This is a genomic window from Veillonella fallax, assembly GCF_020687175.1.
GTDB classification, from domain to species: domain Bacteria; phylum Bacillota; class Negativicutes; order Veillonellales; family Veillonellaceae; genus Veillonella; species Veillonella fallax.
The window spans coordinates 84,693-97,333 of sequence record NZ_JAJEQD010000006.1 but is presented as its reverse complement, the minus strand read 5'-3'; the positions used below and the strand labels follow the sequence as shown (position 1 = coordinate 97,333).

Genomic DNA, 12,641 nt, shown 5'->3' with positions numbered 1-12,641 from the left:
TATATCGAGTGTGATACATAGTTACGAAAGGAGGAGGCTGTGAAACATTTGAAGGTTGCCTTATCTGATTCCGTACAATCCCAAATTAGCTCTATAGAGGGTCGTATATGTGTTCCTGTTTGTGATACAGATTTTATAGATGTCGGTGCCGTTGTCATTGGCGATTGTGACTTAGAACTTATCAATAATAATCAAATTCATACCTTTGGTATACCTGTTATTCTCCTAAGATTTGATGAATCTAAGGATATATCCTTTTATAAGGATCGTATAGCATCTATTATAGAGTTTTCCTCTACCAATATGGACGACTGCAAATCAGAGATAGAAAAGCTTGTAGCAAGCTATGAAAATTCCATTTTACCACCATTTTTCAAGGCTTTATCTGATTATGTAGGGAATCAAAATTCGCAATTTGATTGCCCAGGACATCAAGGCGGTCAGTTTTTCTATAAACATCCTACAGGTCGCGCTTTCTACAATTTCTTTGGAGAGAATATTTTTAGAGCAGACCTTTGTAATGCGGATGTAAAGTTAGGAGATCTTTTAATTCACGAAGGCTATGCTTATGATGCGCAAGCGCATGCAGCTAAAGTCTATAATGCTGATAAGACCTATTTTGTGTTAAATGGTACATCTTCAGCGAATAAGGTAGTACTTAATGCTCTGTTAACACCGGGCGATATTATCTTATATGATCGGAATAATCATAAATCCATCTGCCATGGTGGTCTTGTTATGTCTGGTGCTACCCCTATATATCTTGAGACAGCGCGCAATCCTTTTGGGTCCATTGGCGGTATTTTAGATCATTGTTTTGATGAAAGTTATATTCGATCTTTGATTGCAGAAAAATCGCCTGAAAAAGCTCGAGCCAAACGTCCTATCCGGCTAGCCGTCATTCAATTAGGCACCTATGATGGTACAATTTATAATGCACGCCAAGTATTAGATAAAATTGGTCATCTTTGTGATTATATTTTCTTTGACTCTGCTTGGGTCGGATATGAACAGTTTATTCCTATGATGAAAGATTGTAGTCCCCTATTATTAGAGTTAGGTCCAAATGATCCTGGGATTTTAGTAACCCAATCGGTACATAAGCAACAAGCAGGTTTTTCTCAAACCTCTCAAATTCATAAGAAGGATAGTCATATAAAGGGGCAAGACCGTTATGTAGATCATAAACGTTTTAACAACTCCTTTATGATGCACGCGTCAACCTCGCCATTTTACCCCTTATTTGCCTCTCTCGATGTAAATGCTAAAATCCATGAAGGTGAGTTGGGACAAAACCTGTGGCGTGAGTGTGTTGAAGTTGCTATTGATGCTCGTAAAGCTGTGTTGAAGCAATGCAAATATCTCCGTCCATTAGTACCACCGATAGTGCATGGCAAAAAATGGGAAGACGGAAATACACAGGTCATGGCGGAAGATGTAAATTATTTTGCCTTTGAACCAGAAGCGAAATGGCATTCATTTAAGGGCTATGGTAAGGGGCAGTATTTTATCGATCCTTGTAAATTCCAGTTGATTACACCAGGAATTAATGTAGAGACCGGAGAATATGAAGCGTTTGGTATTCCTGCTAATATTCTTGCTAATTATTTACGGGAAAATCGAATCATTCCTGAAAAATGTGATTTAAATACGATCTTATTTCTTATGACACCAGCAGAATCTAAGCATAAGATGGATGCACTCGTGGAGGAACTCGTTCGCTTTGAAAATCTCATAGACCGAGATGCACCGATGAAAGAAGTGTTGCCATCTATTTACTATAGTCATATAGAGAAATATAAAGGTTATAGTATTCGTCAGCTATGTCAAGAAATGCATGATTTTTATAAGTCTAGAAATGTAAGCCTCTTACAACAACGGCTATTTTCTCGTGAATATTTCCCAGACTATGTCATGAATCCACAAGAGGCAAACTTTGAGTTCCAACGTAACAAGGGGGAATTAGTACCGCTACGCGAGGCAGAAGGTCGCATTGCTCTTGAAGGAGCTCTACCGTACCCACCTGGTGTATTATGCGTGCAACCTGGAGAGCGTTGGTCTAAGACTGCTTGTGACTACTTCTTAGCCTTAGAGGAAGGCATCAATCAGTTGCCTGGCTTTGCGCCAGAAATACAAGGTGTATACATTACTGAACAATCGAATGGGCATAAACAAGCATATGGCTATGTATTGAAAAAAGAATATGAGATGTAAATTATGACTGTGGCGTTCATCATTCACTTTGCTATTTAAATAGCATATACTATGAATCATATAGCATAGTCTATTAAAGAAAAAACTAGCGTGTTATATGAGCTTAGCATTTTAGGGCTCTAATTACGCGAGGAGGTTATATGAATTCGACAGTTATTTTAAAAGGGAATATCTTATATACATCGCGTCCTTCAGAATTTATATCGATTCAACATGGCTATATCATTGCCGTAGATGGTGTAGTTGTATATTGTGGTGAAAGTATTCCACCAGCCTATGCAGATTGTGAGGTTACTGATTATGGTGATAATCTCATTATTCCAGGCTTTGTAGATACACATGCACATGCTCCACAGTATTGTAATCGTGGCCTTGGGATGGATAAAGAACTTTTACCTTGGTTAGAAACCTATACATTTCCTGAGGAGGCAAAGTTTAGTAATCTAGATTATGCACGGCTAGTATATGGTGCCTTTGTACAAGACTTATGGCGCAATGGGACTACTAGAAGCATATTGTTCGGCACTATCCATAAAGAGAGCACATTAGTGTTGATGGAACTTTTACAAAAAGCTGGATTATCTGCCTATGTAGGCAAGGTCAATATGGACCGCAATAGTCCAGATTTCTTGATTGAAGAAACAAGTCAATCCTTAGCGGATACGAAAGACTGGTTAGAGGCATCGGCTCAATTTGGTCCATTGGTAAAACCTATTATTACCCCTCGTTTTGTACCATCTTGTACGAGCGAATTAATGGATGGTCTTGGCACATTATCAGAAGAGTACAAAGTACCAGTTCAATCCCATTTATCTGAAAATCACGGTGAAATTGATTGGGTAGGAGCATTACATCCTGAGTCACCAAATTATACAGATGTGTATTATGAACATAAATTGATGGGGCGGACGCCAACGGTAATGGCTCATTGCATTCATTTAAGTGATATCGAGATGGATCGTATGGCTGAAACACAAACTATGGTATCGCATTGCCCATATTCCAATGTAAATCTATCAAGTGGTATTGCACCGATTCGTAAGCTAATGAAACGGAATATACCGATTGGTTTAGGTTCTGATATCTCAGGCGGTCATATTGTATCAATGGCGAAGGTTCTTACAGAAGCAATTGGATTATCTAAGATGAAATGGGTGGAAGTGGATTCAAATTATGCGCCCCTCACATTAAGTGAAGCCTTCTATATGGCTACAAAGGGTGGAGGTAAGTTCTTTGGTAAGGTTGGTAGCTTTGAAAAAGGCTGTGAACTAGATGCCCTTATCATTGATGATACATCACTATTTGACCCGAATGAACGCACCTTAGAGGAGAGGTTAGAGCGTTGGTTATATGTTGGTGATGATCGACATATCGTTGAGCGCTATGTAGCGGGACAGGTATTACTGAATCCTCAAGGTTTTCAAGGTTAATAGTTAACCTGTATTAAAGCTGGCAATAAAAAAGAATTTACATAGTATCCATAGCAGGTAGTTTGTATATCATGCAAGCTACCTGTTTTATTTTGACCTCATGTTGCGCATCAATGCCCGTGGTGTATAATAAAAAGATGTATAAATTAAGAAAGTGGGGGACTTGATGGATATATTAGGGGCAAGGCGCTCTATAGAACAGAAGTTACTTATGCAATCCGTAGGGCTAATGGCCCTTGTAGCAGTAAGTGGTACTATAATGGGGATTGTTACAGGATCTAGCGCGGTCTTATTAGATGGGGTATTTTCCTTTGTCGATGTTGTAATTAAGATCATGATGCTCATGACGGCAAAGTTAATAGCCCGTGAAACGAGTAAGCGCTTTCAATTTGGCTATTGGCAGTTTGAACCTTTAGTACTCGCCGTAGAAGGATTCTTTATATTACTAATTGTAATTTACGCTCTATCTAGTGGCATTACAGACCTTATATCAGGTGGCCGTCATGTAGATTTTGGACCAGCCATTTATTATGCCATCTTCTTCACCGTTGCTGATACAATCTATTACTTGTATGTACGACGAATTAATAAAAGCTTACAGTCCAACTTAATTAAATTTGATAATGTGAGTTGGTATGTTGACGCGTTACTTGAAGCAGCTATCTTGATTAGCTTTGTAGTGGCTATTATGTTAGAAGGAACTGCATATGCTGATTGGGCAGCGTATATTGACCCGATTGTTCTCATCGTATTAGCCGTACAGATGATACCATCCGCGTTCCGCATTATTATCCCATCCGTAAAACAAGTATTGGGATGGGCACCGACTTCATTACATAATGAAGTGCAAGAAATTATGGATCGCTTTATGGAAAAGTACAATTTCAAAGATTATGTTTCTAGTGTACAAGTATATGGCAACACTCGAATTATTGAGATTGATATTTTAGTTCGTAAGAATTTTCCGTATCAAACGATTGCTGAAATCGATGCAATTCGCAATGAAATTGACCAAGAAATCGGAGGGAATCCAACTGAAAAATGGGTAACCATTTCTTTCACAGGTACCCGAAAATGGATGGCAAAGGATTATTTACTAGAAGAAGACGATGATGAATAGTATAAAAATTAATTAGAAATCTAGTAGATGGCTTATAATTTAATGATAAATACACCAATATATGGTATACTTAAACGTATTGAATATATTGTTCGTAGCATAGTTGGAAGATGAGGTTTATAGTATGTTAGACTTGAAATTTGTCCGTGAAAATATTGATTTAGTGCAACAAAACTTAGATAATCGTCACACGAAAGGCGATTTGGAAACCTTTGTATCCGCTTATGATGAACGTCGTCAGTTGATTGGTAAAGTAGAGGAGTTAAAAGCTCTTCGTAATTCCGTAACTGAAGAAATTAGCCAATTAAAACGCAATAAAGAAAATGCGGATGATAAAATCGCAGAAATGAAAAAAGTAGGCGATGATATTGCAGAGCTTGATAATCGTATTCGCGATGTAGAAGCTAAATTACGTGATGCGGCTTTGATGTTGCCAAATATGTGCGATGCATCTGTTCCTGTTGGTGCTGATGAAGATGAAAATGTGGAACAACGTAAATGGGGCGAACCACGTCAATTTGACTTTGAGGTACAAGCTCATTGGGATTTAGGTGAAAATCTTGATATCCTTGATTTCAATCGGGCTGGTAAAATGAGTGGTGCTCGTTTCACAGTATATAAAGGTTTAGGTGCTCGTTTAGAACGTGCTCTTATTAACTTCATGGTTGATCTTCATGTAGATAAACAAGGCTACACTGAAATGATGACTCCATATATGGTAACTCGTGAAACTTTGACAGGTACTGGTCAATTACCTAAGTTTGCTGAAGATATGTACCATGTAGAGGATACTGAATACTTCTTGATCCCTACAGCAGAGGTTACATTGACTAATTATCATAGCGGTGAAATCTTGAGCGAAGAAGAATTGCCTAAATACTACACTGCATTTACAGCGTGCTTCCGTGCTGAAGCTGGTTCTGCAGGTCGTGATACACGTGGCCTTATCCGTCAACATCAATTCAACAAAGTTGAAATGGTTAAATTAGCTAAACCTGAAGATTCTTATGCAGAATTAGAAAAGTTAACTGATAATGCAGAAGAAGTATTACGTTTATTGGAATTACCATTCCGTGTAATTACACTTTGCACAGGTGATATTGGCTTTGGTTCTGCTAAAACATATGACGTAGAGGTATGGATGCCAGCTCAAGGCAAGTACAGAGAAATCTCTTCTTGCTCCAATATGACTGATTTCCAAGCTCGTCGTGCAAATATTAAATTCCGTCGTGGACCTAAAGGTAAACCAGAATTCCTTCATACATTAAATGGCTCTGGTCTTGCTGTAGGTCGTACAGTAGCAGCTATCTTGGAAAATTACCAACAAGCTGATGGTTCCGTTGTAATTCCTAAGGTACTTGTTCCTTACATGGGTGGCGTAGAAGTAATCAAGGCAGCAAAATAAGAGGGGGCATTTGATGAAGTTCTTTATTGATACCGCAGAATTTGATGAGATTAAAGAAGCGTATGCTTTTGGCTTTATCGATGGTGTTACTACTAACCCATCCCTTATCGTGAAAGCTAAACGCGATTTAAAACAAGTTATTTCTGAAATTGCAAATCTTGTAGAAGGTCCTGTAAGTGCAGAGGTTATTGCTTCAGATGCAGAAGGCATGATCGCTGAAGCTCATGAGCTTGTAAAATTAGGCTCCAATGTAGTTATTAAAGTGCCTATGACTCCAGAAGGTCTTAAAGCTGTTGCGGTTTTAAGCAAAGAAGGTATTAAAACTAATGTAACGTTAATCTTCTCTGCCAATCAAGCCTTGTTAGCAGCTCGTGCTGGCGCTACCTATGTGAGCCCATTTGTTGGTCGTATTGATGATATCAGCATGGACGGCCTTACATTGATTCAAGATATTGCAGATATATTTGCTATTCATGGCATTGAAACTGAAATTATTGCGGCTAGTGTGAGAACGCCATTGCATATTATTCATTGTGCTAAAGCTGGTGCTCATATTGCAACAGTACCATTCAAAGTACTTATGCAAGCCATGAAACATCCATTGACGGATGCAGGGCTTGAAAAATTTATGGCAGATTGGAAACAAGCTAATCAATAAGTTAAGTATTCGGCTCAATGTAAGAGTCATATTACAATACACACAGGACTTATAAGGAGGCCTATTATGGATCGTACATTATCTTTGGAATTTGCTCGTGTCGTTGAAGCGGCTGCTTTGCGCAGTGGTCGTTTACTTGGTCGCGGTCAGAAGGATGCAGCGGATGGTCTTGCTGTAGATGCAATGCGTCAAGCATTTGACTCTGTTCGTATTTCTGGTACTGTAGTTATCGGCGAAGGCGAAATTGATGAAGCGCCTATGCTTTACATTGGTGAACATGTAGGTGCTGGTGGCCCAGAAGTAGATATCGCAGTTGACCCAATTGAAGGCACAAACTTGATTGCAAAAGGCCAAAATGGTGCGATTGCAGTTATGGCTATTGCTGAAAAAGGTGGCTTGTTACATGCACCAGATATGTACATGGAAAAACTTTGCGTTGGTCCTCGTGGTGCAGGTGCCATCGATATTACTAAATCTTTAACTGAAAATATTAAAAATGTAGCGGCAAAAATGAATCGCAATGTCGATGAAATTACACTTGTTATGCTTGATCGTGAACGTCATCATGGTTTGATGAAAGAAGCCCGTGATCTTGGTGCACGTATTATGTTAATTTCTGATGGTGATGTTAACCCAGCTATGGAATGTTGTATTGAAGGTTCTGGGGTACACATGGTTGTTGGTACTGGTGGTGCACCAGAAGGCGTATTGGCTGCAGCTGCTTTGAAATGTGTAGGTGGGGATATGCAAGCACGCTTGAAACCAGAAACAGAAGAAGAAATTCGTCGTTGTCATGAAATGGGCATTACCGATGTAAATCAAGTACTTACATTGGATGATCTAGTTCGTACAGATGATGTTATCTTCGCAGCTACTGCTATTACTCGCGGTAACTTATTGAATGCTATTCAATACTTCCCAGGTGGTGCGCGTACACATACTATCGTAATGCGCTCTAAAACTGGTACTGTTCGTTTCTTAGATACAGTGCATATGGATGACAAGTTAAAATCCTTAAAAGTAAAATAATAAGAAGCCCCTCTATATGAATGGGACCCCAAAATATATCATTATTTTGGGGTGAACTATTCAAAAAAATGAGGGGCTTTTTTTCTCAGTATTTTCTCACAGTCTCTTGATGAGATATATCGAAAAATAGTATAATAATATTCAGTATATGACGTTATAAATACAACGTCTTGTAGTTCATACAAGATGATCGATATAAAAGTGTAGGAGGAATTCTGTTGGAAAAGCTAATCATTCAAGGTGGCAATCGGTTGGAAGGCCGTGTACGTGTTAGTAGTGCTAAAAATGCGGTACTCCCTATTATTGCCGGTACTTTACTAGCATCAACGCCTAGTAAATTACTTGAAATTCCAAATTTGGAAGATGTAGGTACGATTTGCCAAGTTATCGAGTCTTTGGGGGTTAAAATCACTCGTAATAAAGCAGATGATGAAATTATTTTCGATGCATCTACATTAACTGCTACGGAAGCTCCTTATGAGCTTGTACGCAAAATGCGTGCATCTTTCCTTGTAATGGGTCCACTTTTGGCGCGCAAAGGGGAGGCTAAAATCTCCATGCCAGGTGGTTGTGCAATTGGTGCACGTCCTATCGACCTTCACCTAAAAGCTTTTGAAGCGTTAGGTGCTAAAATTGAAATTACTGAAGATTATGTATATGCACATGCTCCAGAAGGCCTTAAAGGTACTCAAATTTACTTGGATTTCCCAAGTGTAGGGGCTACAGAAAATGTAATTATGGCGGCTTCTATGGCGGAAGGTAAAACTGTTATCGAAAATGCTGCGGAAGAACCTGAAATCGTTGATTTAGCGACATTCTTAAATGCAATGGGCGCTAATATTCGCGGTGCTGGTACCAATGTAATTCGCATTGAAGGGGTGCCTCAATTACATGGTGCGATTCATACGGTTATTCCTGACCGTATCGAAGCTGGTACATATTTGATTGCCGCAGCTATGGCTGGTGGCGACGTATTTGTAGAAAATGCATTGCCAGAACATTTGAAACCAGTAGTAGCTAAGTTGAAAGAAGCTGGCGTTACTGTAGAGGAAGAAATTGATGGTATTCGTGTTATCAGCACTGGCAAAGGCATTAAAGCTGTTGATATCAAAACATTGCCATACCCAGGCTTCCCAACAGATATGCAAGCTCAATTTATGGCGCTTACTACAATTGCTGAAGGCACAAGTACAGTAACAGAAACTGTATTTGAAAACCGCTTCATGCACGTTGCAGAACTTCGCAAAATGGGTGCCCATATCGATATCGACAATCGTCAAGCGATTGTAGAAGGTATGCCACGCTTACATGGTGCTGTAGTTAATGCTACAGACTTGCGTGCAGGTGCGGCTCTTGTTTGTGCTGCGTTGACTGCAGAAGGTAGAACAGAAGTTGGTCGTTTACATCATATCGATCGTGGTTATGATGATTTCGTAGGTAAATTGCAAAGGTTAGGTGCTGATATTGTTCGGGTTGACGAATAAAAGTACAGAGCCAAAACAGAATAAAAAGAAACGAAGCCGGCGCTCAAAAGGGCCGGCTTTATACAACGAGCAACAAAACTTAGGTGCTGCTAAGGTTGAAAATGCTAAAACTAGCACTAATCGAAAGCCATTGCGTAGGACAAAACGCAAGTCCACAAAGCTTTCTGAGGGCGTAGCAAAGCAAGCTAGCCATTTAGCTTCCAATATGCGTGAAGCCATGGTTAGAGTCACGAAGATGCGCCGTGTGGAACGTCGTAATCGTGAGACTGTAGCTATTGCAAAAACTACACCAGCTATGACCTTGAAGCGCCTAGTTCGTCCTGAGCAGGTGGGCGATTTAATGGGACGATTAAATCGTTCATTAAACTTTGACTTGGGCATCGACTTAGGAACTGCGAATATTCTTATTTTCGCTAAAGGTAAGGGCTTAGTCTTAGATGAGCCAGCTTATATTGCGAAAGATGATAAAACAGGGGATATTCTTGCCTTAGGCGAAGCTGCACGTACTATGATAGGACGTACACCTAAAGGCATATCTGTTATTCGCCCTGTTCAAGCAGGTGTTATTGCAGATTATGATATGACCGAATTTATGTTAAAGTATTTTATTCGTTCAGTCGTGCCTGCTTCTAGATTGATGAAAACGCGTATTATCGTATGTGTACCATCTGGGATTACACCTGTTGAAAAACGGGCCATTTTAGAAGCTTTGCTTAGAACTGGGGCCAAGAAGACTGTCTTGATAGAGGAACCATTGGCGGCAGCTATGGGGACAGGTCTCAATGATGCAGACCAAGTTGGGGCCATGGTTGTCGATGTTGGTGGCGGTACTACGGATATTGCAGTTCTTTGTGATACGGGTGTTGTTGTAAGTGAATCCCTTCGCATTGGGGGAGATTCCTTCAATGAATCTATTATCCGTTACATCCGTCGTAAGAAGAGACTTGTTATTGGACCTTTAACAGCAGAAAAGATTAAGATTTCTGTCGGGACTGTAGATCGTCGTGCTAAGGAGCGAACTATAGAGGTTAGAGGGCGTGATGCAAGCTCTGGACTACCTAAGATGGTTGCTGTTAATTCCTTAGAAATTCAACGTGCCTTAGAGGCGCAAGTGATGAATATTCTAGAAGGAATTAAATCTATTTTAGAAAAAACGCCACCAGAACTTGTAGCGGCTATTAATGATCACGGCATCATTCTTACCGGTGGCGGTGCTCTCATCGATGGGTTAGATCGTGTTATTACACGTTCTGTAGGTATTGCATCGTATTTGGTAGAGTCTCCACGATATGCTGTTATCAAAGGGGTTGCTAAAGCTCTTGATGAAATGTCACAATTGCGTGATACCTTGGATGAATTACAATAAAATATTGTATTGACATACTATGTAAATTGACGAAGTTGCTATTTATAGTTAGGCCATTGATGATTGGAATAACTGTAGATAGTAACTTCGTTTTTTAGTGCCCTCTTTTTGTAATTCTCATCTTTATGATGTATACTATAGTAAAAGTATATTGCATAAAATTGATGTATAAAAATAAACCTTATTAATATGGTTTGTCGCTATAGAGGAATTGTATATGAAACGATATTTATATATGACTTTTGCTGTTTTAGGTTTTCTAGGCAGTACCATACCTTATGCTGAGGCTGGGAATTTAACAGGCGTACGTGTATCTAATCATGAAGGCACAAGTCGAATTGTATTGGATGTATCTGAAATGCCTGTATCTTGGACTAAGTCTTATAATGAGTCCACACATGCCCTTACACTTAACCTTGGTGGTACTACAAATGGATTGACGGGTCCTATAGCGCAAAATAATACAAAAACAGGTGTTTTAAAAGGCATTGGCTTACAACCTGTTAATGGATCTTTGCAAGTAACATTGACGGCTAACAAGGATGTACAACATCATGAATTTACATTGGAGAAGCCATCGCGTATTGTAGTTGATTTGTTTTCTAGCTATGCTCAACAAACAACAAAGGATGTAAATAAATCTGTTACGTATAGCAAGATTAATAACACTGTAGCAGAAGGAAAAATCCAAGCCTTTGCATTATCTGTGGACAATGATTCATCTATGGTGGTCGCTCATGTTTCGGAAGGTAAACCCTTATCATCTGTAGTTCAATCGCATACTGCTATAATTGGCGCAAAGGTAAAAGGTGGTAGTTTTGATCCCCCTTATTCGGTAGCAAGTGATGGAACTATTGATTTAGAGCGTATTTCTAACCGTGGCACCTTGCGATATACACCAAATCGTGGATATTTTATTGAAGAAAAAAGACCTTTACTACAGGCTAAAACACAGAAGGATACATTCCTGATTACCTCTGTTAATACAAGTCGTAAAGAAAATGCTTTGACTCTATATACATCAGCGTATGGGGCATCTACAAAGACTAATGACTTTGGATACGAAGTGACTGTTGCTAATGGCAAGGTGGTTAGTGGTCAAAAAGGGAATTCTAAAATTGGAGAAAACCAATACGTATTATCTGGTCATGGAGAATCTAGGGATGCGTTACGTAAATTAAAGGTGGGCACACCGATTACGATTCAAAATAGACCGGAGTTGGCACAAGTGAATACCACTGGTGGAGCAGCTTTACAAGCAGGTACTATGGTTTTGAAAAATGGTAACTATGTTGGTGCTGATGGGACCCATAATAAAGCTCGTAGTTTTATAGGAACTACTAAAGATCATAATTTGGTGGTTCTTACTGTTGATAAAGCTGGGCTTCAATCCGTAGGGGTTACACAACAAGAAGGGGCTCAACTATTATCCAAACTAGGCGTCGTGGATGGTGCTGAATTATCGAATCAAGGTAGTGTTGATTTAGTAGTCAATGATACATACGTTCATAAAGCGACTTCAAATCCTACGACCTATGAGGATATTGTAATTATAAAATGAATTCGTTGCATACAATTTTGTTTGAAATATTAGTAATAATTTAGTATACTATAAATATATAACTAATTTTGTAAAAGGAGGGATCGTTATGAAAAGAGTAGTGTTGGCATTAGCTGCTTTAGGCATTTTAAGTGTTAGCTCTGTAATGGCGGCCCCTGTATCATACCAAAGTGTATTAACAGGTAAAGTTGCTTCTACAGTTTCTGTTGGCTCTGCTGTAACAGAAGGTCAAACATTGGTAACTGTAGAGACATTGGCTGGCCCTATGGCTGCTGCTAAATCTACTGTAACTGGTACTGTAACGGCGGTTAATGTTACAGTGGGCTCAGACGTTTCTCGTGATCAAATCGTTGTCACAGTAGAAAGTAAATAAA

General features: G+C 39.3%; 10 protein-coding genes. All 10 read left to right on the top strand.

From position 1 onward, the window contains the following. The first annotated feature begins 39 nt into the window (after positions 1 to 39). The 10 genes from speC (at position 40) to LKD20_RS04170 (ending at position 12,640) form a co-directional block, all read left to right on the top strand. The gene (gene speC / locus LKD20_RS04215) at positions 40 to 2,214 is read left to right on the top strand and encodes an ornithine decarboxylase (protein WP_227720999.1); all 2,175 of its coding nucleotides are present in this window, start codon (positions 40 to 42) and stop codon (positions 2,212 to 2,214) included. Positions 2,215 to 2,354: 140 nt separating this feature from the next. Beyond that, positions 2,355 to 3,644 (top strand): guanine deaminase, encoded by a 1,290-nt coding sequence (gene guaD, locus LKD20_RS04210; RefSeq protein WP_227720998.1) that lies wholly within the window; start codon positions 2,355 to 2,357, stop codon positions 3,642 to 3,644. A 166-nt stretch (positions 3,645 to 3,810) separates the two neighbouring features. Then, on the top strand, positions 3,811 to 4,764 hold the full coding sequence (locus LKD20_RS04205; protein ID WP_227720997.1) for a cation diffusion facilitator family transporter: 954 nt from the start codon (positions 3,811 to 3,813) through the stop codon (positions 4,762 to 4,764). Between the two features lie 124 nt (positions 4,765 to 4,888). Continuing rightward, the gene (gene serS / locus LKD20_RS04200) at positions 4,889 to 6,169 is read left to right on the top strand and encodes a serine--tRNA ligase (protein WP_227720996.1); all 1,281 of its coding nucleotides are present in this window, start codon (positions 4,889 to 4,891) and stop codon (positions 6,167 to 6,169) included. Between the two features lie 13 nt (positions 6,170 to 6,182). Beyond that, positions 6,183 to 6,827 carry a fructose-6-phosphate aldolase gene (gene fsa / locus LKD20_RS04195; RefSeq protein ID WP_227720995.1) on the top strand — a complete coding sequence of 215 codons (645 nt, stop codon included), beginning with the start codon at positions 6,183 to 6,185 and terminating at the stop codon, positions 6,825 to 6,827. 66 nt (positions 6,828 to 6,893) lie between these two features. Then, on the top strand, positions 6,894 to 7,856 hold the full coding sequence (gene glpX, locus LKD20_RS04190; RefSeq protein ID WP_227720994.1) for a class II fructose-bisphosphatase: 963 nt from the start codon (positions 6,894 to 6,896) through the stop codon (positions 7,854 to 7,856). Positions 7,857 to 8,074: 218 nt separating this feature from the next. Further along, positions 8,075 to 9,340, top strand: coding sequence for a UDP-N-acetylglucosamine 1-carboxyvinyltransferase (gene murA / locus LKD20_RS04185; RefSeq protein WP_105086170.1), 1,266 nt, complete (start codon positions 8,075 to 8,077; stop codon positions 9,338 to 9,340). Further along, positions 9,321 to 10,706: a rod shape-determining protein gene (locus LKD20_RS04180; RefSeq protein WP_227720993.1), complete on the top strand. Its 1,386-nt coding sequence runs from the start codon at positions 9,321 to 9,323 to the stop codon at positions 10,704 to 10,706. The genes murA and LKD20_RS04180 overlap by 20 nt, the downstream gene beginning before the upstream one ends. 217 nt (positions 10,707 to 10,923) lie before the next feature. Next, positions 10,924 to 12,267, top strand: coding sequence for a phosphodiester glycosidase family protein (locus LKD20_RS04175; protein ID WP_227720992.1), 1,344 nt, complete (start codon positions 10,924 to 10,926; stop codon positions 12,265 to 12,267). An 88-nt stretch (positions 12,268 to 12,355) separates the two neighbouring features. Further along, positions 12,356 to 12,640, top strand: coding sequence for a biotin/lipoyl-containing protein (locus LKD20_RS04170; RefSeq protein WP_005387253.1), 285 nt, complete (start codon positions 12,356 to 12,358; stop codon positions 12,638 to 12,640). The last annotated feature ends 1 nt before the right edge of the window (position 12,641 follow it).

Coding starts and splice junctions, on each gene's coding strand:
- guaD (WP_227720998.1), top strand. CDS start 2,355: ATGAATTCGACAGTTATTTTAAAAGGGAATATCTTATATACATCGCGT.
- LKD20_RS04205 (WP_227720997.1), top strand. CDS start 3,811: ATGGATATATTAGGGGCAAGGCGCTCTATAGAACAGAAGTTACTTATG.
- serS (WP_227720996.1), top strand. CDS start 4,889: ATGTTAGACTTGAAATTTGTCCGTGAAAATATTGATTTAGTGCAACAA.
- fsa (WP_227720995.1), top strand. CDS start 6,183: ATGAAGTTCTTTATTGATACCGCAGAATTTGATGAGATTAAAGAAGCG.
- glpX (WP_227720994.1), top strand. CDS start 6,894: ATGGATCGTACATTATCTTTGGAATTTGCTCGTGTCGTTGAAGCGGCT.
- LKD20_RS04175 (WP_227720992.1), top strand. CDS start 10,924: ATGAAACGATATTTATATATGACTTTTGCTGTTTTAGGTTTTCTAGGC.
- LKD20_RS04170 (WP_005387253.1), top strand. CDS start 12,356: ATGAAAAGAGTAGTGTTGGCATTAGCTGCTTTAGGCATTTTAAGTGTT.